This window comes from Kitasatospora sp. SolWspMP-SS2h, assembly GCF_003259315.1.
Classification (GTDB): domain Bacteria; phylum Actinomycetota; class Actinomycetes; order Streptomycetales; family Streptomycetaceae; genus Kitasatospora; species Kitasatospora fiedleri.
Genome location: NZ_QLLT01000033.1, coordinates 46950 through 71072 on the forward strand (window position 1 = coordinate 46950; position 24123 = coordinate 71072).

Genomic DNA, 24123 nt, shown 5'->3' on the forward strand with positions numbered 1-24123 from the left:
TCGCCTCCGTCGTACCTAACCTGCCGCCAGTTCCCGGGCCCGGGCGCGGGCCCAGTGCTCAGCCTGGAGTACGTCCTCCACCGTGAGCGAAGTTCCCGCCGCCGGGGTGCCGTGTTCGGCGACCACCTTCGCCACAGTGTCCACGATTCCGGTGAAGGGCAGCGCGCCGTTCAGAAAAGCGTCCACACATTCCTCGTTCGCGGCGTTGAAGACCGCGGGGGCCGTCCCGCCGAGCGTACCCACCTCGCGGGCCAGCTCGACCGCGGGGAAGGCCGCGTCGTCCAGCGGGAAGAACTCCCAGGTCGCGGCCTTGGTCCAGTCGCAGCCGGGCGCGGCGTCGGGCACCCGGTCGGGCCAGCCGAGGCCCAGCGCGATCGGCATCCGCATGTCCGGCGGGCTGGCCTGGGCGAGCGTGGAGCCGTCGGTGAACTCCACCATCGAATGAACGACCGACTGCGGATGGACCACCACCTCGATCCGGTCGAAGGGCACGTCGTACAGCAGGTGGGCCTCGATCACCTCCAGGCCCTTGTTCACCAGGGTCGCCGAGTTGATCGTCACCACCGGGCCCATCGCCCAGGTCGGGTGGGCCAGCGCCTCGGCCGGGGTGACGCCGGCCAGCTGCTCGCGGGTGCGGTCGCGGAACGGGCCGCCGCTGGCGGTCACCACCAGCTTGCGGACCTCGGCGCGGGTGCCGCCGGCCAGCGCCTGGAACAGCGCGGCGTGCTCGGAGTCCACCGGCACGATCTGGCCGGGCCTGGCGACCGCCTTCACCAGCGGGCCGCCGACGATCAGCGACTCCTTGTTGGCCAGCACCAGCACCCGGCCGGCCCGCAGCGCGGCCAGCGTCGGCGCCAGGCCGATCGAGCCGGTGATGCCGTTCAGCACCGAGTGGCACTCCGTCGCGGCCAGTTCGGTCGCCGCGTCCGGGCCCGCCAGCACCTCGGGCAGCGAGGCCCCGCCGGCCCGCGCGGCCAGCGCGGCGCGCAGCGGCCCGGCGGCGGCCGGGTCGGCCACCGCCACGGTGCGCACGCCCAGCGCGACGGCCTGCTCGGCGAGCAGCTCGACCCGGCCGCCGGCCGCCGACAGGGCCACCACCCGGAACCGGTCGGGGTTGCGGAGCACCACGTCGATGGCCTGGGTGCCGATCGAACCGGTCGAGCCCAGGATGACCAACTCCCGGGGGCCGTCCGGGTCCTGCACGGCCGGAGTGAAGCGCGACTGCGGATGGGCGAGCGAGTTCATGCCCCCCATTGTGTCCTGCCGCCGGCCCTGCCCCGGCCAGGGACGGGGCCGGGACGGGTCGTGGTCGGGACGGGTCGGCAGCCGGACGGACGGGGGCGGGACGGGGGCCGGACGGCCGGACGCCCCGCCGGGCCGCGGGGAAGCGGCGGGGCGGGGCGTCGGGACGCCCGGGGAGGGCGCGGGAGCGCTCGGCGGGCTCGCGGGGGCCGCTCAGAGGTCGAGGCCGGTGAGGACCAGCACCTTCTCGAAGGTGAAGTCGTCCATCGCGTAGCGCACGCCCTCGCGGCCCACGCCGGAGTCCTTCACGCCGCCGTACGGCATCTGGTCGGCCCGGTAGGACGGCGCGTCGCCGATGACCACGCCGCCGACCTCCAGCTCCCGGTGGGCCCGGAACGCGGTCTGCACGTCGTGCGTGAACACGCCCGCCTGGAGGCCGAACGCCGAGTCGTTGACCGCGGCGAACGCCTCCTCGGTGCCCTCCACCCGGTGCAGCGACAGGACCGGGCCGAACACCTCGGCGGTGGCCAGGATCGCGTCCGCGGGCAGCTCCGCCAGCACGGTCGGCGCGTACGCCGCGCCGTCCCGGCTGCCGCCGGTGAGCACCTTGGCGCCCTTGGCGACCGCGTCCTCCACCCAGGACTCGACGCGCTCGGCGGCCTTGCGGTCCACCAGCGGGCCGACGTCGGTGGCCTCGTCGGACGGGTCGCCGGTGACCTGGGCGCCCACCTTGGCGACGACCTTCTCCACCAGGCGGTCGTAGACGCTCGCGTCGGCGATCACCCGCTGCACCGAGATGCAGGACTGGCCGCCCTGGTAGTTGGCGAACAGCGCGATCCGGCCGGCCGCCCAGTCGAGGTCCGCCTCGGAGTTCCAGTCGGCCAGCACCACGGCCGCGGCGTTGCCGCCGAGCTCCAGGGTGACGTGCTTGCGCGGCACCGAGTCCATGATCTGGTAGCCGACCTTGTCCGAGCCGGTGAACGAGATCACCGGCAGGCGGGTGTCCTGCACCAGGGCCGGCATCTTGGCGTTCTCCACCGGCAGCACGCTCCAGGAGCCGGCCGGCAGGTCGGTCTCGGCCAGGATCTCGCCCAGCACCAGGGCGGAGAGCGGGGTGGCCGGCGCGGGCTTGAGGATGATCGGGGCGCCCACCGCGATCGCCGGGGCGACCTTGTGCGCCACCAGGTTCAGCGGGAAGTTGAACGGGGCGATGCCGAGCACCGCGCCGCGCGGGAAGCGCCGCACGATCGCGTACCGGCCGGTGCCGCCCGGGTCGGTGTCCAGCCGCAGGGTCTCGCCGTTGGTCCGGCGGGCCTCCTCGGCGGCCCAGCGGAACACCGACACCGCGCGGCCGACCTCGCCGCGCGCCCACTTGATCGGCTTGCCGTTCTCGGCGGTGATCAGCCGGGCGATCTCCTCGGTGCGCTCGGCCAGCCGCCTGGCGACGTGGTCCAGCGCGCCCGCCCGCTGGTGCGCCGGGGTCGCGGCGAACACCGGCACCGCGGCGGCGGCGGCCGCGACGGCCTCCTCCACCTGCGCGTCGGTCGGCACGCTGACCTTCGCCACCAGGCTGTCGTCGTGCGGGTGGCGGACCTCGAACGCCGCCTCGCCGCTCGCCCGCCGCCCGGCCAGCCAGAACTCATGAGTGGTGGTCACGGTCGCACCGGCCCCTTCCCTCGAAGACTTGTCGCCTTCACGGTAGGGGGAGGGAAGCGGGTTTCCGATTGGACGGACGGGACGAAAAGTCCGGTCCGATTAGTACGCCGCGGACACGGCCGTCCGGGTCCGCGCCCGCACCCCGCCCGCGCTCCGCCCGACCCTCGCCCGCCCCCGGTCAGTCCTCGCCGGAGCGCAGCGCCAGCCACAGCTCCATCCGGACGTCGGTGTCGTCCAGCGAGCGCCCGAGCAGCTCCTCGACCCGCCGCATCCGGTAGCGCAGCGTGTGCCGGTGCACGCCCAGGTCGGCCGCGGCGGCGTCCCACTGGCCGTGCCGGGAGAGCCAGGCGCGCAGCGAGGCGACCAGGTCCCCGCGGGCGGTGCGGTCGTGCTCGCGCAGCGGGCGCAGCAGGCCCTCGGCGAAGGCGGTGACGGCCTCCTCGCCGAGCAGCGGCAGCAGCGAGCCGGCGCCGACCTCCTCGTGGTCGACGGTGCGGCGGCCGCCGCGCTGGGCGACCGCCAGGGCCCGTTCGGCCTGGGCGTGCGCGGTGCCGGCGTCCTCCAGCGCGGCGGGCGCGGAGACGCCCAGCGCCAGGCCCTCGTGCTCCTCGACGGCGCCCAGGCAGGCCCGGTGCGCCGAGCCGTTGTCCAGCGCGAGCACCGTCAGCCGCGGCCCGTGCGCACCGTCCTCGCGGGCCACCAGCAGTTTCTCGCCGACCTTGCCGCCGGCGTTCTCGGCCCGGTCGCCCAGCTCGCCGAGCGCCTCCGCCGCCTCCGGGCCGGGCCCGGCGGCGGCCACCAGCACCCGGACGGTGCCCTCGGGCAGGCCGCCGAACAGCCCGGCGGCGACCTGCCGGGCGGTGCCGACCTCCCCGGCCAGCACCATCCGCAGCAGCGCGGCGCCCATCTTCTCCTCGGCCTGCCGCAGCTCGCGCGAGCGCTCCAGGGTGAGGGTGAGCAGCGCGACGGCGGCGTTCAGCACGTACCGCTCGGTCGGGGTGATCCGGTCCTCGGTGCCGACCGCGAGGAAGCCGCGCGGGCGGCGGTCGGCGCCCAGCGACTGGACCACCACGTAGTCCTCGTCGGCGGTGTCGATCGTCCCGGCCCGGCCCTGGAGGGCGGCGCTGGACGGGGCGGGGCGGCGGCGCAGCCGGTCCACCTCGGCGGCCAGCCGCCCGGCCCGGCGGGCGGCCCAGTCCGGGGCGACCGCGGACAGCGCGCCGGAGCCGTCGTACAGCGCCGCCCAGCCGCCCAGCCGGGCCGCCAGCCGGCGCACGATCGCGGTGGTGCCGTCCTTGCCGAGCGCGGCCCGGGTCAGCTCCTCCTGCGCCTCGAAGCTGGTGGTGACGGCCTCGTACTGCTCGGCGGCCAGCGCGGCCGAGACGGTCTTGGAGATCGCGATGAACGGCGTCGCCTCGGGCACCCGCAGCAGCGGCAGCCCGCGCTGGGCGGCGGCCTCCACCAGGGCCTGCGGCACCTCGCTGTGCGAGAGGCCCACGCCCAGCCCGAGGCCGACCACGCCCGCGTCGGCCAGCCGGTGCACGTACGCCTGCAGCTTGGCGGCGCTCCTGCCCAGCTTGATGCCGGTGGTGAGGAGCAGCTCGCCGCCCTCCAGGAAGGGGGTGGGGTCGTCCAGTTCGCTGGTGTGGACCCAGCGGACGGGTCGCTCCAGGTGGTCCGCGCCGGCCAGCACCGTCAGGTGGAGCGCGGAGGTCCGGACGACGGAGGCGAGAGTGGGGGGCATGGCACCTTCGGTGGTTCGACCTGGCCGCGCCGTTGCGGCCGGGCGAGTGAGGGTTCTCCTCCCATTATGGACGCTCCGGACAAGCCGGGGTGCCGGAATCCGCCGGTCCGTAGCTTTCGTGACCCAAATGCTCGCGAGGCCGGTCGGCCGGGCGGGGGCCGATCGGTCGGCCCCCGCCCGGCCGGGCTCAGTGCCGCAGGTCGACCAGCAGCGGCGGCACCTGCTCCCCCGTCACCGAGGTCAGCGAGATCACCGCGTGCCCGGACGGCAGCGCGTGCGCCAGGTCGGACGGCGACCAGCGGTGCCGCTCGACGTCCCGGGTGGTGACCGACTCGGTCTGCGCGGTGGTGCCGGACAGCGCCTTGCGCAGCAGCCGGCCGGCCCGGCGAACCGTTCCTCCCGAGGTGTCCGGGACGTGCGTGACGGCGGTCTCCCGGACCAGGTGGGTGCCCCACGCCTCGGAGAACAGCCGGCCGTCCCAGGGCGCGATGCCGGGGAACGCCATCCGGTTGCCGACCGCGCCGAACAGCGGCGCGCGCAGCGCCTCTGGCAGGTCGGACAGCGTGCGCAGCAGCAGCAGCACCCCCGCGTTGGCCCCGCGCAGCCGCTGGACACCGCGGATCGCCTGCGCGTCCACGGCGGCGGTGGCGTCGTCCAGCACCATCCCGGCGAACAGCTCGCGGTCCCGGCGGTCGGCGGCGGCCTGGGTGAACTGGCCCAGCAGCAGCCGCGACAGGATCCGGGCGGCCTCCGGGTGGCTGCGCTCGGGCAGCTTCACCCGCACCCGCAGCGGGTGCTCCAGGGCGCGCATCGCGAACGCCGGCTTGGCGTCCGGGCCGCCGGAGAACCCGGCCGCCAGCGCAGGCCGGTCCAGCAGCGCGAGCCGGTCGGCGAGCAGCGCGCCCGGGTCGTCGGCCCGGCCGTGCATCCGCTCGCGCTGCTGCAGGTCCGCCTCGAACTCCGGCCACCGCCCCGACTTCCGCAGCCGCTCGCCCAACTCCGCCCAGCCCTCCGCGTCCCCCGCCAGCAGCGCCCGCAGCGCCCGCACCCCCGGGTAGCCGCCGTACGCCGCCCGATACGGCCCGACCACCTGCTGCATCGCGGCCCGGGCGCTCTCCGCGCGCGGCGCCAGCTCATCCGGCAGCAGCGCGTCGGCCAGCCGGGCCGCCGCCTCGTCCGAGTGCGGCGCCGCACCGTACAGGTCCAGGCCGTACGGGGCGTCCGGGTCGCCGGGGGCGATCACCACGTCGTACCAGTCGTCCGGCCCGAGGTCCGCGTCGGCAGCGCCGACCACCACCGCGCAGGCCGCGCCCGCCAGCGCCTGCAGGCACAGCGCCTCGGCGACCGGGCGGGCCAGCGAGGCGGTCTTGCCGGTGCCGGCCGGGCCGACCGCCAGCAGCGAGGTGCCCAGCACCCGCGGGTCCAGCGCGAAGCCGGCGTTCCGGTGCGTCACCGGGTTCTTCGGCACGTCCTGCGCCGTGCCCAGCCGCACCTGGCGCACCAGCAGGTCGTGCCGCGCCGTCCGCCCGCCCGGCAGGTCCCGCTGCTCGGACGGGTGCGCGCACGCCGCCGCGCCCCGGGCCGCCACCTGCGCGGCGAACTCCCGCCACGCGACCGGGTCGCCGCCCACCGTCCGCCACGCCTGGTGCAGCCGCACGTAGTCCACGTCCCCGACCGGCTCCCCCTCCAGCCGGCGCACCGCGTCCCCGGCCGGCCGCAGCTCGGCCCAGACGTCGACGGCGGGGGCCTGCTCGGGCTCGGTGGGGACCTCGGTGACGGTGCGGGAGAGCACCGGGGCGATCCAGCGGCGCCACACCTCGCCCCAGCGGCCCATCCGGCCGAAGACCATCAGCACCAGGATGATCAGCGCGGCGTTGACGGCGGCGGCGATCAGCAGGGAGATCACGAAGGAGTTGGGGGCGGTGAGCCCGAGGGTGGTCAGCAGTCCCTGCAGCAGGGAGACGCCTTCGAGGTAGACGAAGGCCCCGACCGCCAGGTTCAGCGCCGCCCGCAGCAGCAGCGGCCCCGCCGGGGTGCCCGCCTGTTCGGCGGCCTTCGGGTCGTGCGGGGTGTGGTGCTGCCGGTAGATGCCGGGGGCGGCCTCGGGGCGGGGGGCGGTGGCCCAGGTGGGGAGGTGGAAGGGGGCGCGGGGCGGGGGGAGATGGGGGTGGGTGTGTTGGGTTCTCGCGTCGTTCAGTTCCACTTCGGGCCCCTCCTACGTTGCCGGCGGTGCCATACCCGCATCGCCGTCCCACCGACACACCCGGGGGCCAATGTAGTGGAGTGCGCGGGCGCGCAGCCGATCTTCGGCCACTGGCCGCGTCGGACAATTCGGGCGGCCCAGCAGTACCGAGTGGCGCATGCCCGGGCCGCGGGGCCGGTCGTAGCCTGCGGGTACCGCGTCAAGAACTTGGAGAAGACAGATGAGCGCTGCAACTCCGCTCCCGCAGGAGCGCCGCCTGGTCACCGCGATCCCCGGCCCGAAGTCGCAGGAGCTGCAGTCGCGCAAGCTCGGCGCGGTGCCGGCGGGCGTGGGCACCACGCTGCCGGTGTACGTGTCGCGGGCCGGCGGCGGCGTGCTGGAGGACGTGGACGGCAACCGCCTGATCGACTTCGGTTCGGGCATCGCCGTGACGAACGTGGGCAACAGCGCCGCCGCGGTGGTGGCGCGGGCGACCGAGCAGCTGGCCGCGTTCACGCACACCTGTTTCATGGTGACCCCGTACGAGGGCTACGTGGCGGTGGCGGAGCAGCTGAACGAGCTGACCCCGGGCGACCACGACAAGCGCACCGCGCTGTTCAACTCGGGTGCCGAGGCGGTGGAGAACGCGGTGAAGATCGCCCGCGCCTACACCAAGCGGACCGCCGTGGTGGTGTTCGACCACGGCTACCACGGCCGGACCAACCTGACCATGGGCCTGACCGCGAAGAACATGCCGTACAAGCAGGGCTTCGGCCCGTTCGCGCCGGAGATCCACCGCGTCCCGGTGGCGTACCCGTACCGCTGGCTGACCGGCGCGGAGAACTGCGCCGCCGAGGCCGCCGCGCAGGCGATCGAGGTCATCACCAAGCAGATCGGCGCGGAGAACGTCGCGGCGATCATCATCGAGCCGATCCAGGGCGAGGGCGGCTTCATCGAGCCGGCCAAGGGCTTCCTGCCGGCGATCGTGGAGTTCGCGAAGGCGAACGGGATCGTGTTCGTGGCGGACGAGATCCAGACCGGTTTCTGCCGCACCGGCGAGTGGTTCGCGTGCGAGGACGAGGGCATCGTCCCGGACCTGATCACCACCGCGAAGGGCATCGCCGGCGGCCTGCCGCTGGCGGCGGTGACCGGCCGGGCCGAGATCATGGACGCGGCGCACTCGGGCGGCCTGGGCGGCACCTACGGCGGCAACCCGGTGGCCTGCGCGGCCGCGCTGGGCGCGATCGAGACCATGAAGTCCGAGGACCTGAACGGCAAGGCGCGCCGGATCGGCGAGGTCATGCTGGGCCGGCTGCGGGCCATGCAGGAGAAGTACGACGTGATCGGCGAGGTCCGCGGCCGCGGCGCGATGGTCGCGGTGGAGCTGGTGAAGCCGGGCGGCAAGGAGCCGAACCCGGAGGTGACCGCGGCGATCGCGAAGGCGTGCCACGCGGAGGGCCTGGTGGTGCTGACCGCCGGCACCTACGGCAACGTGCTGCGCTTCCTGCCGCCGCTGGTGATCCCGGAGCACCTGCTGGCCGAGGGCCTGGACATCCTGGAGTCGGCCTTCGCCGACGCCTGATCCCGGCCGGTCGCGGAACCTGCCGGGGCCGGCCCCGGCGGGTTCCGCCGCACGGGTGGAGGTTGCTCCACCGGTGGTGAAGATGCTGTGGATGCTGGCCGGTCCGCCCTTCCGGGACCCGGCTTTGACGTACTGTCATCACAGATGGACAGCGAACCGCACGCACTGCCCACAACCCCGTCCGCCGCCGAGGCGGACGCACATGAACGATCGACCGGCCGTCCCGCCCACACCCCCCGGGCCGCACGGCGCGGCGATCACCTTGGCCGCCCCGGAGCTCTCCCCCCTGCTCCGGGGCGGCCGATTTTCGCCGTCCTGGCGGCGGCGCTGGCGGTGCTGCTGGCCGCGATCTCCTGGCAGGTCGCGGTGGACGGGCCGCTGCTGGGGGTCGACACGGCGGTGCGCGACGGGGTGCGGCACGTCCGCCGGGCGATCGGCTGGCCGCTGCTGAACCACCTGGGCGTGGCGCTGTCCGACCTGGGCGGCGGGGCGGTCGCGGTCCCGGTGCTGCTGGGGTGCGCGGGCCTGGCGGCCTGGCTGGCCCGGCGCGGCGGGCGTCCGCGCTGGTGGGTGCCGGTGCCGGTGGCGGTGGCGGCCGCGGTGCTGATCCCGCTGCTGGTGGTGCCCGCGAAGGTCTGGTTCGCCCGCCCGGGCCCGTACGGGGTGCCGCTGGCCGGGTCCCAGTGGGGCTGGTACCCGTCGGGGCACACCGCGACCTCGTCGATCGCGTACGGGACGGCGGCGCTGCTGCTGGCCCGGGTGCTGTCGGTGGCGGCCGGGCGGCGGGTGGGGGCGCTGGCCTCGCTGGTCTGCCTGGGCGTGGGGGCGGGCCTGGTGTGGAGCGACTTCCACTGGCTGCTGGACGTGCTGGCCAGCTGGTGCCTGGCCGGTCTGCTGCTGCTCGGGCTGCACCTGCTGCTGCCGCGCCTGCTGCCCGGACGTCCCCGCAGCTGACGTCCTCGCACCCGACGTCTCCGCACCCGACGCCCCACCGGGACTTCCCGTCAGGACTCCCACCGGGCGGGGCCGGTCAGCCCTCCTCGGCGGTGAGGCGCTGGACGGTGCCGGCCGCGCCGCTCTCGCGCTGCCAGGCGACGACCAGCTCGTCGCGGGTGCCGAAGCGGACCAGGTGGCGGCCGACCACGTCCTCCAGCTGGTCGAGGCTCTCCTCGGCGCCCTCGACGGCGAGCAGCAGCGCGCCGTCCTCGGCGGTGAGCTCGGCCCGACCGGCGCCGAAGGCGAGCGAGCCGCGGCCGGTCTCCTCCGACCACTCGGCGGGGACCTTGCGGCCCATGTGGGCAGCGAGCTGCTTGGCGTAGCGGGCGGGGCGGTCGGTGCTGACGCGGGCGGTGGAGCGGGCCATGACGGACTCCTTGCGAACTGCGGACACGGACGGGTCGGACCGGTCGGACCGGTTGGACCGGTCGGACGACTTAGGCTGCCCTAAGCTACTCGATTGCTGAGCCAAGCTCAACATGTTATCGAGGCGAGATCGGTCACCCTCCGTACCGGCCCCGACCCGCCCGCTACCCTGTGCCCATGACCTCCCCCGGCCCCGCCGACACCGCAGCGGAACTCGCCGACGCGCTCACCCGGGCGATGAAGCGGATCCGCCGGCGGACCATGCAGCGGCTGGAGCCGTACGGCATCACCCCCGCCCAGGGCCGGGCCCTGCGCACCCTCGCCCACGCCCCCGGCTGCGAGAGCACCGAGACCATGCGGCTGAGCGAACTCGCCGAGCGGCTGCACATCGCCCCGCGCTCCGCCACCACCGTGGTCGACGCCCTGGAGGAGGCCGGCCTGGTCGCCCGCACCCCCGACCCGGCCGACCGCCGCGCGGTGCGGCTGGTGCTCACCGAGGACGGGCACGGCGCGCTGGAGCGGATCTCCCGGGTCCGGCACGAGGTCGCCCAGGAGTACTTCGGCCCGGTCAGCCCTGCCGAGCAGGACGCCCTGCTGCGGGCGCTGCGGCACGCCGAGGAAGCCTACGAAGCCGGTCCCACCCCGTAGCGGGCACCGCCCCCAGCCCGATCCCGACGATCACCAGCACCGCCGCCGCCCCGGCCGACAGACCGAACCGCTCGCCGAGCAGCAGCGCCGCCGAGGACATCCCGAACACCGGCACCAGCAGCGAGTACGGGGCCACCACCGAGGCGTCGTAGCGGCGCAGCAGGTGGCTCCAGGCGACGAACGCGAACAGCGTGGACACCAGCCCGACGTACAGCACCACCCCGACGCCCGACCAGCTGATCCCGCGCAGCGCGGCCAGGTCCGCGTCCGGGCCCTCGACCAGCAGTGACAACCCCAGCAGCGGCAGCGGCGGCACCGCGGAGACCCACACCATCCAGCGCAGCGCGTCCGGCGGGGCGGCCCGGCGGGTCAGCACGTTGGCCAGGCCCCAGGCCACCGCCGCGCCGATCACCAGCGCGAACGCCCCGACCGGGCCGCCCGCGCCCCGGTCGACGGCGGCCAGCGCGATCCCGGCGAACGCCACCACCAGCCCGACCACCCGCAGCCGGGCCGGCCGCTCGCCCAGCAGCCCGGCGGCGAACAGCGCGGTGAACCCGGCCTGCCCCTGCAGCACCAGCGAGGACAGCCCGGCCGGCATCCCGGCGTGCATGCCGAGGAACAGCAGCCCGAACTTCACCACCCCGAGCGCCAGTCCGACCCCCAGCACCCACCGCCACGCCACCCGCGGCGGGCCGACCAGGAACACCGCAGGCAGCGCCACCACGGCGAACCGCAGCGCGCAGAACAGCAGCGGCGGGAAGTCGTGCAGACCGACCTCGATCAGCACGAAGTTCAGGCCCCAGACGGCGGCGACCAGCACGGCCAGGGCGATGTGACGGGGTGGCATGGCGGAGGAGGGCGGCATGCCCCGAGCATCCCCGCACCGACCGTTCAGCACCAGCGACGATTCCTCAACCCCATCGTTTAGCATCACTGCATGATGGATCTGGGACGCCTGCGCGCCCTGCACGCGGTCGCCGTGCACGGCTCGGTCGGCGGGGCCGCCGCGGCTCTCGGCTTCACCCCGTCCGCGATCTCCCAGCAGATCGCCAAACTCGAACGCGAGACCCGCACCGTCCTGCTCGAACGCCAGGGCCGGGGCGTCCAGTTGACCGACGCCGCCCGGCGGCTCGCGGACACCGCGCAGCGCGTCCTGGCCCTGGTCGAACAGGCCGAGGTGACGCTGGAGGAACAGCGCGGCCGGGCCGCCGGACGGCTGCTGGTGGCCGCCTTCCCCACCGCGGCCCGCGGCCTGCTGCCCGCCGTCCTCGCCGAACTGCACACCACCTGCCCCGAGTTGGACGTCCGACTGCTGGAGAGCGACCCGTACCCGGCGGCCGAGCTGGTGGCCCGCGGCGAGGTCGACCTGGCGGTCGTGCAGGACTGGGAGACCGTCCCGCTGCCGGTGCAGGACGGCCTCGACCGGCTCGACCTCGGGGAGGACCCGGTCGACCTGCTGCTGCCCGCCGGGCACCCGCTGGCCGCGCTGGACGCCGTCCCGGTGCCGGCGCTGCGCGGTCAGCGCTGGATCAGCGTGCCGCCCGGCAACATCTGCCACGACTGGCTGCTGCGCACCATGCGGGAGACCGGCGAGGAACCGGACGTCGCCCACCGGGTCGGCGAGTTCCAGACCCAGCTCGCCCTGATCGCCGCCGGCCTGGGCCTCGGCCTGATCCCCCGCCTGGGCCGCGGCCCCCTCCCGCCCGGCACCACCGCCCGCCCGGTCACCCCCGAACCCGTCCGCCGCGTCTACGCCCTCTGGCGCACCCAGACCTCCCGCCGCCCCGCCGTCACCGCCACCCTCACCGCCCTGCGCCACCACTGGAACGCCCTGGCCGAGAGCTGAGCCGCCGCCGACACGCCACGGACCACCGGAACCCCGCCCGCGGCTACGCCAACCCCACCACCAACCACATGAACCCCACCCCCAGCAGCGTGCACACCAGCGTGCCCTTCGACGGGTGCGGGCTGTGGGCCTCGGGCAGGATGTCGGAGGTCGCCAGGTACATCAGGAAGCCGCCGAAGAAGCCGAGGTAGAGCCCGAGCAGCTGTTCCGGGATGGTGAACAGCAGCGTGATCCCGGCCCCGGTGACGGGCGCGAGCGCGTCGGCGAACAGCAGCGCGAGGGCCCGCCGCCGGTTGTTCCCGTACAGCCGGGTGAGGGTGTACGTGTTGAAGCCGTCCGCGAAGTCGTGCGCGACGACGGCGATGGCGACGACCGTGCCGACCGTCGTCCCGGCCTGGAACGCGGCGCCGATCGCGAAGCCGTCCATCACGCTGTGCAGGACCAGCGCGGAGGCCGCCGCGATCCCGACGCCCTGCTCGCGCTGCCGCTCCCCCGGCCCGTGGCCGTGTGCGTGCCCGTGGCTGTGCGCGGCGTACTCGCCCTCGTGGCCGCGGTGGATGGCGACGGAGCGTTCGACCACGTGGATGGCGAGGAACCCGGCGGCGAACATCAGCAGGGCCGCGGGGACGCCGTGGACCTCCTGCGGGGCCTGTTCCAGCGCCTCGGGCAGCAGGTCGAAGGCGACCACGCCGAGCATCAGTCCGGCGGCGAGGCCGAGCACGAGGTGGCGGCGGTCCCCGGTGCGCTGGGCGGCGAACCCGCCGATCAGGGTCATCAGGAACGCGCCCGCGGCGACCAGCACGGCGGTCAGTTTCGGCCTCCCCCGTCACGCTGCCGGGGGCCGGACGGCTGTGCTGACCGCTGCCCACGGGCATCCAGTCCGTCCGGCCCGGGCCGGACGGTGCCGGGCCCTGCGACCAGCCTGCCGGTCCGGGCGGCGGCGCGCCGCCCGGACGGCCCGTCGGGGTGACGCCGGATCACCTGTCGGATCGCCCCCCGGGCGGCCGAGGCGTCCTCACCGGCCCGGCCGCCGTCAGTCGTCGCTCGCGGCCCGGTAGACCGCGGCGAGCTGCGGCGCGCCCTGCTCGGCCCAGTCGCGGCCGATCGCGGTGGCGTCGAGTTCGAAGCCGGTGCCGAGCACCATCAGGGGCCGCCCGTCGGCGGCGAGCCGCCAGCGGGCGCCGGGGACCCGGCGGCGGATCACCGTGCCGAGGTAGAGCCCGGCGTCGGTGCCGAGCCACTGGGAGACCTGCCGGTCGTCGCGCCAGCGGGGCAGCAGCTGGTCGAGGGCGGTCAGCGACTCGACGGTGTCGTCGAGGCGGACGTCGGCGGACTCGGCGAGTTCGCGCAGCAGCCCGCACTCGCCGTACATCTCGGCCATCGCCCGTTCGCGGTCGTGCTCGGCCACCCGCCCGGTCGTCGGTGCAGTCGTCGGTGCGGTCGGGCTCCGGTCGGGCCGGTGGCCGGGGAATCGGTTCTCCACTCCCCCAGCCTGGCAGCCCGTCCGGCCGTCCGCCGGGCGAACCGGCGGGTTCCCGCCGCTCTCCGGCGGGTCCCCACCGGCCTCACAGCGTGAGCGCCGGCCTCACAGGGTGAGCGGCAGCTCCAGGTGGGTGCGGGCGAGTTCGCGGATGCCGGGGCCGTCCATCAGGTGGATGCGCTGGTAGCGCTCCTCGCCGGTGAGGTCGAGCGCCTCGTCGGCGAACCGGCCGCAGGTCATCCGCAGGCCGCGGTCGGCGCCCTCCTCGCGGACCGCCTCGGCGAGGGTGGCGACCTCCTCGGCGGTGACGGGGCCGGGGCCGCGGGAGGCCCACACCACCCAGCGGCCGGGCAGCCGGCTGCCGGGTTCGCCCTCGGCGGTGGCGACCAGGCCGGCCGGGCCGCGCAGCCGGACGCTCCAGTCCCGCAGGCCGCCCGCGGTGAGGACGGCGCGCACCAGCCGGGCGAACTCGCCGGGCGACAGCTCGCCCAGCGCGGGCACCGCGGAGGACGCGCTGCCCCAGGGCGGCACCGCCTCGTCCGCGTACGGGTCGGGGGTGATCACGGCGGCCAGGGCGCGCAGCCGCAGCAGCGACTCGTCGTGCTCGGCCTCCGCGTAGACGCCGCCGTCCGCGCCGCCGTCGCCCAGGTGCCCGGCGTCGGGGACCAGCCGGGTGCGGGCCAGCGCGTCCCGGTCGGCGTCGACGCTGAGCAGGCAGCGCGCGGGCCGGCCGGGGAGGCGCAGCCAGCCGTTCAGGACGACGCCGGACAGCACCTGCTCGGTGTCGACGGCGTCGGCGGCCTGGAGGGCGCGCAGCGCGAGCCGGGCGGCCAGCCGCAGGTAGTCGGTGCGGACGTCGGCGGCGGGGCGGGGCACGGGTTCGACCGCGCCGGTCCCGGTGAGCCGGTAGCCGGAGAGCGCGGGGACGGTGTCCAGCGGCGGCAGGTCGAGGTCGAGGACGGCGGTGCGGGTGAGGGCGCGGAAGACGGCGTGGCAGGGGGCGGGCAGGTCCTGGGTGGCGCCCTCGGCGGCGGCCAGGGCCCGTTCCAGCAGCGACTCGACGGCGGCGGGCTCGGCCTGCCGGTAGGCGCGGCGGCACTCCTCCAGGCTGTCGTTGTACTCCTGGACGGCCCGGGCCCGGGCCCGTTCGGCCTCCTCGTGGGCCTGCCGGGCGACGACCGCGCCGCTGTCGGCGAGTTCGGCCTGCCGGGTGCGCCACTCGCGCAGCGCGCGCTGGTGGCGCAGCCGGGCCTGGGCGAGTTCGCGCTGGTAGCCGGAGTCGAGCAGGCGGCGCGAGCGCGGCTGCTCGGGGTCGGCGCCGGCGGGCTCGGGCGGCGCGAAGTCGGCCCAGGCGGGCTCGGGTTCGCCCGTTCCGGGCCCGGCGTCCGGGAACGGCCTGGGCTGGTAGCTGCGCAGCTGACTCTCGAAGTCCATCGCGGAGACCGGCCGGGCGGCCCGGCGCAGCAGGTCGGCCAGGCGCTGGTGGTCGGCCTGGACGGCGAGGGTGCGGTGGTGGGTGAGCGCGGCGGCCCGGCCGTGCGCGGCCACCGGGTCGTCCGGGTCGGCGGGCGCGTCCGCCGGGCCGGGCTGCGGCGGCACCGCGGCCGACGGCCCGGCCGGGGGCCCGGGGGGCTGAGCCGGGGGCTGGGCCGGAGGCTCGGGGGGCTGCGGTCCGGCGGAGGGCTGCGGTCCGGCCGGGGGCTCGGGGTGGGCCCCGGTGGGCTCCTCGTCCTCGTCGGCGCCGAGTTCGTGGAACAGCGAGGCGAGGAATCCGGGCTGGAGCACCGTGGTGGTGCCGTCGGCGCTGCCCTCGGCTGGATGCTGCATCGGCGGTGGTTCCCCCTGCTCGTCCGGCGCACGTCGGCGGGCCGCCGCGACGGGGCCCGAGCAGCATTGTCCCCCGTTCGGGCTCCGGGGTCAGCCAACCCGGTTGGTTTGGCCGACCCTTGACGTCCGCTCAGGCCGGGCCGGGGCCCGTCCGCCGCGCGGATGTGGCGCGGGTGCGGTGCGGGGACCGCTCCGCGCGGGGGCCGGGGCGGCAGCGGCCCCCGCGCGGGGCGGTCAGTTGGTGCGGGTGTTGGTCAGGTGCAGCCCGATGTAGCCGACGTAGATCCGGCCGCTGCCGGAGCAGTCGTCCAGGTAGTGCACCCGGGGGGCGGTGCCGCCGCCGCCGATCCGCAGGTGGGCGCCCATGAACGCGCGGCAGGAGGAGTCGACGGCGGGCGGGACGGGCAGCATCCGCTGGCGCTTCCACTTGCCGTGGCTGGCGACGGTGCGGGACTCGCCGCGGACCGCCTTGCGCGGCGGGAAGCGGTGGCAGCCGGGCGGGGTGTGCTCGCACCACTGCTTGAAGTCGCCGCCGGCCTCGCCGCGCACGGCGGCGTCCGCGTACTCCTGGAGCGCGGTCAGGCCGTCCCAGGTGAGCCTGGCCCAGCCGTCGGCCTCGCTCTGGCCGTCCAGGGCGAGCGTCTCCTTGCTGTCGCCGGTGAACTCCAGCAGCGCGAACTCGGTGAAGCGGTCCACGAGTTCACCGAAGCTGGCGGGGCCGGTGCCGCACCGGGCGCGGCGCGGTTCGCGCGGGGTCTCGACCCGCAGCCGGCAGCGCTCCAGCCGCACCGGCGGGCGTTCGACCGCGGCCCGGGGCGGGGCGGGCGCCTTGCGCGCCTCGGGCGGCAGCCAGAGTTCGGGGACGGCGGCCAGCGGCGCGGGCAGCGGCAGTTCGGCGGCGATCCGGCGCGGCTCGCGGGCCAGCAGGGCGGCGGCGCGGCGCGGGTTCTCGTCGATCCGGCCGCGTGGCAGGACGGGGTGGCGGGCGGCGTCGGTCCGGGAGGCCGGGTCGACCTCGGGCAGGAAGGTGCGGACCGCGCCGCCGTACACCTTGTGGTACTCCAGGGCCAGGTTGAACCGGGGCAGCGCGCCGTGCCCGAGCACGTACAGCGAGGCCAGGCCGGGGAGTTGGCGCACCAGCGGGTCGAGCACCTGCTGCTGCCAGCGGTCGACCGGCACGGCGGGCGGGACGCTGGCCACCACGGTGGGCAACCGCCGTTCCGGGTCGCAGAGTTCGTCGATCAGGCCGTCCAGGTCGGCGGGCGCCAGCAGCCGGGGCGCGACGGCCAGTGGCACCGGGCCCTCGGCGGCGTCGAGCAGGGGCAGCAGGCTGCGGACCAGGTCGGGGACGGGCACCCGCCCGGGTGGGGTGACGGTCGGACCGGCCGGGAGGTGCTCGGCCTCGATCCGCAGCCGGGTCGGTCCGTCGGCGGTGTCGGAGGCGAGGGTGAGGGTCAGTTGGTCGGTGCCGTGCACGGCGGGCGTGCGCAGTCGGCGGCGGCTGTAGCGGGCTCCGGGGCCGCGACCGGGCAGTGTGCCGTCGTCGCGGTCCAGCAGGACCCGGTCGCCGAGGCGTAGTCGCTCGGGCGGCGCCTGCCGCTCGCGGGGCGCGGGCTCCTCGTGGCCCTCGGACTTCAGCTGTTCGGCGAGGAGTTGGTCGACGAGGGCGGTGGTGTCGTGGTGCGGGCGGGGTGTCGCTGCCGTCAGCCGGTACGGTGGCTGGGCGTGGTCGGTGGGCATGCGCGGAACCTCCCGTGGTGCGGTGCTGGGGCTGCGAGTCCTCCTCCCCGGAGTCGTCGGCGGATCGTCGGTCGTGTCTCTAGGAGACGAAGCGATCAGGAGCGGAAGTTCCGGATCGGGCCCCGCTTCCTTCGATCGGGTGTCATCGGACGGCAACGGGAACGCCGTCCGTGCCGCCTCTGCTACCCGCCCGTCCGCGATCAATGCCGGGCGTCCCCCGGTCGGCGGTCAGACCTCGACCTCGACGAAGGTCCGCCCGGCCGGGCGGGCCGCGGCCGAGCCGCCGGTGGCCTCGGCCAGCCAGGCTTGGAACCGCGCCGTCGCCGGTTCGGGCACGCCGACCTCGATCCGCACCCCGTCGGCCAGGTACTCCAGCCCGGCCACCGCGTACCCGGCCGCCCGCAGCTCGTTCTCCAACCGCCCGGCCCGGGTGTGGTCGACGGCCACCGACAGCAGCGCGACCGGCCGGCGCTCCAGCAGCCCGACCCCGTCCAGCGCCTCGGACACCGCCGCGCCGTACGCCCGCACCAGGCCGCCCGCACCCAGCTTGATCCCGCCGAAGTAGCGGGTCACCACGGCGGCGGTGTCGGTCACCCCGCGCCGCCGCAGCACCTCCAGCATCGGCACCCCGGCCGTCCCGGCGGGCTCCCCGTCGTCGCTGGAGCGCTCGCGCGGCTGCTCGCCGCCGACCACGAACGCCGTGCAGTTGTGCCGGGCGTCCCAGTAGCGCTTGCGGACGCCCGCGACGAACGCCTGCGCCTCGTCCTCGTCGGCGACCCGCGCCAGGTGGCAGATGAACCGGGACTTCCTGATCTCCAGTTCGCGGCTGCCGGAGCCCCGGACGGTCAGGTACGGCTTGGGGCTCGGCTCCGCCATGGCGCTGGTGCCCTCCGCTGTCGGTCTCGTCCCGGCGCCCGGTCCCGCGCCGGTCCGCCCGCCCAGCCTATGCCGTGCGCCGGGAGCCTCCGCCCGGCGGCGGACTCAGCGTCCGGCCAGGGCGTCCAGCCGGGCGCGGTCCAGGCCGGTGCGCTCGGTGACCTCGGCGAGGTCGACGGCCCCGCAGTCCAGGCCGCGCAGCACGTAGCCGCTGAGCGCGCGGGCGGTGGCGGGCTCGTCCAGCACGTCGCCGCCAGTCTTGGCGACGTACGCGGCGAGCCGGGCGCAGGCCGCGGCCAGGCCCTCGCGGTAGAAGGCGTAGACGGCGGCGTACCGGGTGGGCAGGTGGGCGGGGTGCATGTCCCAGCCCTGGTAGTAGGCGCGGGCCAGCGAGCGGCGGACCAGGCCGTGGTGCAGCCGCCAGGCGGCGTGCACCTGCTCGGCGGTGCCGGCCGGGACGACGTTGGTGGAGCCGTCGGAGAGCCGGACGCCGGTGCCGGCCGCGGCGGCCTGCATGACGGCCTTGGCGTGGTCGGCGGCCGGGTGGTCCATGCTCTGGTGCGCGGCGCTGACCCCGCAGGCGGCGCTGTAGTCGAAGGTGCCGTAGTGCAGCGCGGTGGCGCGGCCCTCGGCGGCTCCGATCAGCAGCGCGACGGTGGCCCGGCCGTCCGGGCCGAGGATCGCCTGGGTGGTCTCGATCTGAATCTCGAACCCGATCCGTCCGGCGGGCAGCCCGGCCTGCCGCTCGAAGTCCTCCAGCAGCCGCACCAGCGCGGTGACCTGGGCGGCGTGGGTGACCTTCGGCAGGGTCAGCACCAGCCCGTCCGGCAGCCCGCCCGCGGCCACCAGGGTGGCCAGGAACAGTTCCAGGGTGCGGATGCCGCGGGCCCGGACGGGGGCCTCCAGGCACTTGATCCGGATGCCGACGTACGGCGGGGCGCTGCCGTCGGCGACCGCCGCGGCCACCAGGCGGGCGGCCCGGACGGCCTCCGCGTCCTCCTCGGCGTCGGGGCGCGGGCCGTAGCCGTCCTCGAAGTCGATCCGCAGGTCCTCGATCGGCTCGCGCTCCAGCTTGGCCCGCACCCGGGCGTGCACGTCGGCCAGCAGCGCGTCGTCCGCGACCCCGAGCGCCGCGGCGAGCCGCCCGGGCGTACCGGCGTGCTCGTCGAACGCGGCGAGCGCCTGCGCGCCCCACTCCCGGACGGTGTGCGCCCCGAACGCGTCGGCCGGCACGTACACGGTGTGCACCGGCTGCCGGGAACCGCTCTCGCCCGGGTAACGGCGCGTCAACTCGGCGTCCACCGGCGCGAGCAGCGTCTCGACGGCCGCCAGGGCGGCGTCCGAGAACGAGACGGGCTGGACGGCATCGACCTGGGCGGGCTGCGACATCCGGGGCTCCTCCACTCACCGCACGACTTCAACAATTTGTTGAGGCGAAGGTAACGGCGGGTCCGCGGAACCGTCAATGGCCGCCCGGCCGGAAGAACCGGCGGACGGCCATCGCACCTGCTGTACGTCTCTCCGAACGGGCCCCGAGGGAGGCCGCCGGGTCACTCGCCCCGGCCGGACTCCATGTACCGCTCCTGGAGGTCCTGCCAGACCTTCTCGACGTCCTTCACCGTGACGCCGCCGTCCGGCCGCGAACCCGGGACGCCGCGCTGGCTCAGGTACTCCGCGAAGCGGCGCTCGTCGGGGTGCCGCTGGTTCTCCTCCATGTAGCTGACCAGCGCGTCGAAGCACTCGTCGGCGTCCAGCACCTGGCCCGCGCCCGCGATCGGACGGCGCGCCGGGGCGCCCCCCTCGTCGAACGGCAGCGGCTCCGGCTCGGAGGCCATCATCGACTCCAGCCGCATCGGCCGGCCGGGCACCAGGATCGGCTCCGCGCCCTCCACCACCGGCACCTGCTGCCGGACCGCCTGCGGACGCCACGCCGGACCGTGCCCGTTCGCCGCCGGGCGGTACTCCTCCGCCCGGTACTCCTCCGGGCCACCGCCCTGCTCCGGGTACGCCTCGGCCCGCGACGCCTGGTAGCCCGGCTGCGGCCGGACCGCCACCGCCTCCTCCGGACCGCTCGGCCGCGGCGCCTTGAACCACGGCGACGCCTGCCCCGGCACCCGCGCCGTGTGCACCTGGTCGGGCTCCGCCACGTGCGAGCGCACCGGGCGGGCCGTCCACACGTTCAGCTCCGCGGACGAGTCGATCACCGGCGCGGCCTGCGCCGCCTCCGGGTCCTGCTGGTCGCGCAGCCGCACCGCGGCCAGCTTCGCCAACGTCGGCACCGCCACCGCCGCCGAGACCGGCGGCACCGGCTGGGGCTGCGGCTGCGGCTGGGATTCCGGCGCACCCGACGCCGCGGCCTGTGCCTGGGCCAGCGCCTGGGCCTGGGCCTGGACCGGCTGCTGAGCCTGCGTCACCACGCCGCCCCGCGCCGCCTGGACGGGCTGACCCGCCGCCACCACCTGCGCCGACGGCCCCGCCTGGACGGCCGGAACGGCCTGGGTCGACTGCTCGACCGCCGCCGCGCTGCCCGGCACCACCAGCGGACCGTCGATCCGGTCCAGCACCGTCGGGTCCAGCGGGACGCCGTACTTCGCCAGCTTCAGCGGCAGCAACGCCTGGAACGGCGCCGACCGCCGCCAGCCCCGCCCGTACCGGAACCGCAGCTGCGCCCGGTACACCAGCCGGTTCTGCTCCAGCCGCACCGTCTCGTCGTACGAGCGCAGCTCCCACAGCTTCATCCGCCGCCACAGCCGGAACGTCGGCACCGGCGACAGCACCCAGCGCATCAGCCGCACCGACTCCATGTGCCGGTCCGCGGTGATCGCCGCGATCCGCCCCACCGCGTGCCGGGACGCCTCGACCACCACCACGAACAGCACCGGGATCACCGCGTGCATCGCCATGCCCAGCGCGTCGCCCCAGGACGCCGCCGCGTTGAACGCGATCGTCGCCGCGGTCAGCAGCCAGGCCGTCTGCCGCAGCAGCGGGAACGGGATCCGCAGCCAGGTCAGCACCAGGTCCAGCGAGAGCAGCACCACGATGCCCGCGTCGACGCCTATCGGGAAGGCGTAGGAGAAGGCGCCGAAGCCCTTCTCCATCGCCAGGTCCCGCACCGAGTTGTACGACCCCGCGAAACCGATGCCCGAGATCACGCACGCGCCGATGGCCACCACACCCAGCAGTGCCCGGTGCGCGCGGGTAAGGGAAGGACGTGCCATTCGTTGATCAACCCCTGGGACTCGGCAGCTGCCGTATACGACCTGTAGCCGCCGAGTACACGTCCCCGCCCCGGGGCGCACGCATCAGGTCATCGCGTCAGGACGCGATGCCGGTACGCCGTCGACAGACTCGGCCCACCGGATACTACTCGTACGGGCGTTCCCCCTTGTCGCCAGCCCGGACCACCACCGCACCTCCACTGGTCCACACCACCGCACGCACCACCGCCGCCCCCGTTCCGAGCCGACACCCGCCCGCTTCCTCCCGTCCCCTCCCTTCTCCTCTCCCTCTGCGTCTGCTCCTGCGAGCCGCGCGCCGGGCCCTCCACGACCGCGCTCAGCCGTCCACCAGCCGCGCCGCCGAACCGTTCAAGTACGCCAGCACCGCCAGCACCCGCCGGTTGCCGTCCTCCGTCGGCGCCAGCTCCAACTTCCCAAAGATGTTGGCGATGTGCTTGGCCACCGCGCCGTCACTGACCGTCAGCCGCGCCGCGATCGCCGAGTTCGAACAGCCCTCCGCCATCAGCCCCAGCACCTCCCGCTCCCGTGGCGACAGCCGCTGCAGCGGCCCCGACCCCGCGTTGGACTGCAACAGCCGGCCGATCACGTCCGGATCCATCGCCGTCCCTCCGGCCGCCACCCGCCGCACCGCGTCCACGAACTGGTCGGCGTTGAAGACCCGGTCCTTGAGCAGGTACCCCACCCCGCCCGTCCCGTCCGCCAGCAGCTCCCGCGCGTACAACTGCTGCACGTGCTGCGACAGCACCAGCACCGGTAGCCCCGGGATCTCCCGCCGCGCCGCCAATGCAGCCTGTAGCCCCTCGTCCGTCAGCGTCGGCGGCAGCCGGACGTCCACCACCGCCACGTCCGGCCGCTCGGACAGCAGTGCGGCCAGCAGATCCGGCCCGGTCTCCACCGCCGCCGCGATGGTGAACCCGTGGATCTCCAACAGCCGTGTCAGGCCTTGGCGGAGGAGGTAGAGGTCCTCGGCGAGGACAACGCGCACGGCAGCTCCATCATGATCGTGGTCGGCCCGCCCACCGGACTGTCGAGCGAGATCGTCCCGTCGAACGTACCCAATCGCTTCTCGATCCCCCGCAGCCCGCCGTCCGCCTCCATCCGCGCACCTCCGTGTCCGTCGTCCGTCACCACCACCCGCAGCCGACCCGCCCGGTACAGCACGTCCACCCAGGCGTGCCGGGCCCGGGCGTGCTTCGCCGCGTTCGCCAGCAGCTCGCTCACGCTGAAGTACACCGCCGTCTCCAACGCCGCCTCCGGACGCCCCGGCAGACTCACCGTCACCTCCGTCGGCACCACCGACGTCAACGCCAACTCCCGCACCGCGTCCGGCAGCCCGCGCTCCGCCAGCACCGGCGGATGGATCCCCCGCACCAGGTCACGCAACTCCTGCAGGGCCTTCGCCGACGCCTCCCGCGCCTCCGCCAGCAGCTCCATGGCCGCCTCCCGATCCGTCCCCATCAGGTGCTCGATCGTCCCCAGCGTCAATCCGATCGTCACCAGCCGCGCCTGCGCCCCGTCGTGCAGATCCCGCTCGATCCGCCGCAACTCCGCCGCCTGTGCGTCCACCGCGTCCGCCCGGGTCTCCGTCAGGTGCGCCACCCGCTCGGTCAGCTGCGCCCGGCTCTGCCGCGGCCCGTCCCCCAGCACCCGGCACGCCCACACGCCGTGCCGCTGCACCCCCGCCGGCAGCCCCGACAGCCCGGCCACCACGAGCCCCACCCCGAATAGGCCCGTGCCCACGGCCTTCATGTAGCCGCCGAGCTGCCCGAACGTGTCGTACAGCAGCCACCCCGCCGCCGACAGACTCCCGACCCCCGCGGCCACCAATCCCAGGAACGGCAGCACCAGCACCAGCAACCCCGCCGGATTCGCCACCAGCCAGAGCGCCTCCCGCCTGGTCTGCGGATCGCGCACGGCCCACTGCGCGAACTGCACCGCCCGCGCCACCCCGTGCCCCCGGTGGTACGAGTGCCCCGTCCACCAGAACCCGCGAGGATCCTGCTCCAACTCCTCCCTCGGCGAATACACCACCGCCCACGGCTGCCCCGCCCTCCGTTCCACCCGCCGCCGCGTCCACGCCGCGCCGCGCCGCACGAACCAGTACGTCGACACCGCCCAGACCAGCGCCATGCTCACCGCCGCCACGCAGTACGGCACCAACGTCCCCCCACTGAAGAGGTGGATCGCCACCACCTCCGCGAACACCGCCGCCAGCACCGGCACCACCAGCCCCGCTGCGGCCGCCGCCGTCATCACCACGGCCTGCCCGCCGGCCCGCACCGCCGTCCGAGCCCGCTCTCCCCACTCCGGCCCGAAGTCCACCCGACCGAACCACGCTGTCGTCGCCAAGACCACTCCCCGAGAAAGTCGCACCCCGTTCCGGAACGTTCCCCAGTCTCTCCGCAGTCCGCCGGTCAGCGCATTGGCCGTGCCACCCGTCTTTGGGGTGGACCTAGCACCACCCCTCCTACTGGCTTCCACTGGCCGTTCCGCCCCGAAACGCGAGAAAGCCCCCTGACATCCCGTCAGGGGGCTTTCCCACAAAGATTGTTCGGCGGCGTCCTACTCTCCCACAGGGTCCCCCCTGCAGTACCATCGGCGCTGTGAGGCTTAGCTTCCGGGTTCGGAATGTAACCGGGCGTTTCCCTCACGCTATGACCACCGAAACACGGTGAAACTGTGCACCGCCCACCCGTGGC

Annotated in this window: 19 protein-coding genes and 1 rRNA gene; 4 read left to right on the top strand and 16 right to left on the bottom strand. The window is 75.4% G+C overall.

Annotated features, from left to right (window positions below; genetic code table 11):
• Positions 1-15 precede the first annotated feature (15 nt).
• The 4 genes from dxr to K353_RS29585 all read right to left on the bottom strand — a co-directional run bounded on the left by dxr (position 16) and on the right by K353_RS29585 (position 6845).
• Positions 16-1254, bottom strand: a complete 1239-nt coding sequence (gene dxr, locus K353_RS29570; RefSeq protein WP_370447680.1) for a 1-deoxy-D-xylulose-5-phosphate reductoisomerase — start codon at positions 1252-1254, stop codon at positions 16-18.
• Positions 1255-1455: 201 nt separating this feature from the next.
• Positions 1456-2898, bottom strand: a complete 1443-nt coding sequence (locus K353_RS29575) for an aldehyde dehydrogenase family protein (RefSeq protein WP_111556576.1) — start codon at positions 2896-2898, stop codon at positions 1456-1458.
• A gap of 178 nt (positions 2899-3076) precedes the next feature.
• Complete coding sequence (locus K353_RS29580) at positions 3077-4642, bottom strand: PucR family transcriptional regulator (protein WP_100840466.1); 1566 nt, start codon at positions 4640-4642, stop codon at positions 3077-3079.
• 187 nt (positions 4643-4829) lie between these two features.
• On the bottom strand, positions 4830-6845 hold the full coding sequence (locus K353_RS29585; protein WP_111556577.1) for an ATP-binding protein: 2016 nt from the start codon (positions 6843-6845) through the stop codon (positions 4830-4832).
• Positions 6846-7065: 220 nt separating this feature from the next.
• Here K353_RS29585 and gabT point away from each other — a divergent pair, with 220 nt between their 5' ends.
• Both gabT and K353_RS29595 read left to right on the top strand, forming a co-directional pair.
• Positions 7066-8406 (top strand): 4-aminobutyrate--2-oxoglutarate transaminase, encoded by a 1341-nt coding sequence (gene gabT, locus K353_RS29590; protein ID WP_111556578.1) that lies wholly within the window; start codon positions 7066-7068, stop codon positions 8404-8406.
• 144 nt (positions 8407-8550) lie between these two features.
• Entirely contained in the window at positions 8551-9360 is an 810-nt protein-coding gene (locus tag K353_RS29595; protein WP_111556579.1) for a phosphatase PAP2 family protein, read from the top strand.
• A gap of 76 nt (positions 9361-9436) precedes the next feature.
• On the opposite strand, the gene K353_RS29600 is transcribed toward K353_RS29595, so the two are convergent.
• Positions 9437-9769 carry a DUF2218 domain-containing protein gene (locus tag K353_RS29600; protein ID WP_111556580.1) on the bottom strand — a complete coding sequence of 111 codons (333 nt, stop codon included), beginning with the start codon at positions 9767-9769 and terminating at the stop codon, positions 9437-9439.
• 176 nt (positions 9770-9945) lie between these two features.
• On the opposite strand from K353_RS29600, the gene K353_RS29605 reads away from it, so the two are divergent.
• Positions 9946-10416: a MarR family winged helix-turn-helix transcriptional regulator gene (locus tag K353_RS29605; RefSeq protein WP_111556581.1), complete on the top strand. Its 471-nt coding sequence runs from the start codon at positions 9946-9948 to the stop codon at positions 10414-10416.
• On the opposite strand, the gene K353_RS29610 is transcribed toward K353_RS29605, so the two are convergent.
• Positions 10337-11263 (bottom strand): EamA family transporter, encoded by a 927-nt coding sequence (locus K353_RS29610; protein WP_111556592.1) that lies wholly within the window; start codon positions 11261-11263, stop codon positions 10337-10339. The genes K353_RS29605 and K353_RS29610 overlap by 80 nt on opposite strands.
• Positions 11264-11353: 90 nt before the next feature.
• On the opposite strand from K353_RS29610, the gene K353_RS29615 reads away from it, so the two are divergent.
• Positions 11354-12262 carry a LysR family transcriptional regulator gene (locus K353_RS29615; RefSeq protein ID WP_111556582.1) on the top strand — a complete coding sequence of 303 codons (909 nt, stop codon included), beginning with the start codon at positions 11354-11356 and terminating at the stop codon, positions 12260-12262.
• A 43-nt stretch (positions 12263-12305) separates the two neighbouring features.
• Here K353_RS29615 and K353_RS29620 read toward each other — a convergent pair whose 3' ends face one another.
• The 10 genes from K353_RS29620 to rrf all read right to left on the bottom strand — a co-directional run bounded on the left by K353_RS29620 (position 12306) and on the right by rrf (position 24090).
• Positions 12306-13037: a ZIP family metal transporter gene (locus tag K353_RS29620; protein ID WP_111556593.1), complete on the bottom strand. Its 732-nt coding sequence runs from the start codon at positions 13035-13037 to the stop codon at positions 12306-12308.
• A gap of 258 nt (positions 13038-13295) precedes the next feature.
• A complete protein-coding gene (locus K353_RS29625; RefSeq protein ID WP_111556583.1) occupies positions 13296-13670 on the bottom strand; it encodes a DUF6278 family protein in 375 nt (124 codons plus the stop codon).
• Between the two features lie 177 nt (positions 13671-13847).
• A complete protein-coding gene (locus K353_RS37005; protein WP_111556584.1) occupies positions 13848-15569 on the bottom strand; it encodes a restriction endonuclease in 1722 nt (573 codons plus the stop codon).
• Between the two features lie 234 nt (positions 15570-15803).
• Positions 15804-17309, bottom strand: a complete 1506-nt coding sequence (locus K353_RS29635; RefSeq protein WP_111556585.1) for a hypothetical protein — start codon at positions 17307-17309, stop codon at positions 15804-15806.
• A gap of 228 nt (positions 17310-17537) precedes the next feature.
• Entirely contained in the window at positions 17538-18185 is a 648-nt protein-coding gene (locus K353_RS29640; RefSeq protein ID WP_111556586.1) for a YigZ family protein, read from the bottom strand.
• 105 nt (positions 18186-18290) lie between these two features.
• Positions 18291-19574, bottom strand: coding sequence for an aldolase/citrate lyase family protein (locus K353_RS29645; protein ID WP_111556587.1), 1284 nt, complete (start codon positions 19572-19574; stop codon positions 18291-18293).
• 161 nt (positions 19575-19735) lie between these two features.
• Positions 19736-21403, bottom strand: a complete 1668-nt coding sequence (locus K353_RS36175) for a DUF2637 domain-containing protein (RefSeq protein ID WP_233533911.1) — start codon at positions 21401-21403, stop codon at positions 19736-19738.
• Positions 21404-21740: 337 nt separating this feature from the next.
• Positions 21741-22409, bottom strand: coding sequence for a response regulator transcription factor (locus tag K353_RS29655; RefSeq protein WP_111556588.1), 669 nt, complete (start codon positions 22407-22409; stop codon positions 21741-21743).
• Entirely contained in the window at positions 22361-23677 is a 1317-nt protein-coding gene (locus tag K353_RS29660; protein ID WP_233533913.1) for a sensor histidine kinase, read from the bottom strand. Before K353_RS29660 ends, K353_RS29655 begins: the two co-directional genes overlap by 49 nt.
• Before the next feature lie 296 nt (positions 23678-23973).
• Positions 23974-24090: ribosomal RNA gene (rrf, locus tag K353_RS29665) — 5S ribosomal RNA — on the bottom strand.
• Between the last annotated feature and the right edge of the window lie 33 nt (positions 24091-24123).

What these genes read in the sequence shown, in the direction of transcription:
- dxr (WP_370447680.1), bottom strand. Translation starts at nt 1,254, where the DNA reads ATGGGGGGCATGAACTCGCTCGCCCATCCGCAGTCGCGCTTCACTCCG.
- K353_RS29580 (WP_100840466.1), bottom strand. Translation starts at nt 4,642, where the DNA reads ATGCCCCCCACTCTCGCCTCCGTCGTCCGGACCTCCGCGCTCCACCTG.
- gabT (WP_111556578.1), top strand. Translation starts at nt 7,066, where the DNA reads ATGAGCGCTGCAACTCCGCTCCCGCAGGAGCGCCGCCTGGTCACCGCG.
- K353_RS29595 (WP_111556579.1), top strand. Translation starts at nt 8,551, where the DNA reads ATGGACAGCGAACCGCACGCACTGCCCACAACCCCGTCCGCCGCCGAG.
- K353_RS29600 (WP_111556580.1), bottom strand. Translation starts at nt 9,769, where the DNA reads ATGGCCCGCTCCACCGCCCGCGTCAGCACCGACCGCCCCGCCCGCTAC.
- K353_RS29605 (WP_111556581.1), top strand. Translation starts at nt 9,946, where the DNA reads ATGACCTCCCCCGGCCCCGCCGACACCGCAGCGGAACTCGCCGACGCG.
- K353_RS29610 (WP_111556592.1), bottom strand. Translation starts at nt 11,263, where the DNA reads ATGCCACCCCGTCACATCGCCCTGGCCGTGCTGGTCGCCGCCGTCTGG.
- K353_RS29615 (WP_111556582.1), top strand. Translation starts at nt 11,354, where the DNA reads ATGATGGATCTGGGACGCCTGCGCGCCCTGCACGCGGTCGCCGTGCAC.
- K353_RS29620 (WP_111556593.1), bottom strand. Translation starts at nt 13,037, where the DNA reads ATGACCCTGATCGGCGGGTTCGCCGCCCAGCGCACCGGGGACCGCCGC.
- K353_RS37005 (WP_111556584.1), bottom strand. Translation starts at nt 15,569, where the DNA reads ATGCAGCATCCAGCCGAGGGCAGCGCCGACGGCACCACCACGGTGCTC.
- K353_RS29635 (WP_111556585.1), bottom strand. Translation starts at nt 17,309, where the DNA reads ATGCCCACCGACCACGCCCAGCCACCGTACCGGCTGACGGCAGCGACA.
- K353_RS29640 (WP_111556586.1), bottom strand. Translation starts at nt 18,185, where the DNA reads ATGGCGGAGCCGAGCCCCAAGCCGTACCTGACCGTCCGGGGCTCCGGC.
- K353_RS29645 (WP_111556587.1), bottom strand. Translation starts at nt 19,574, where the DNA reads ATGTCGCAGCCCGCCCAGGTCGATGCCGTCCAGCCCGTCTCGTTCTCG.
- K353_RS36175 (WP_233533911.1), bottom strand. Translation starts at nt 21,403, where the DNA reads ATGGCACGTCCTTCCCTTACCCGCGCGCACCGGGCACTGCTGGGTGTG.
- K353_RS29660 (WP_233533913.1), bottom strand. Translation starts at nt 23,677, where the DNA reads ATGACGGCGGCGGCCGCAGCGGGGCTGGTGGTGCCGGTGCTGGCGGCG.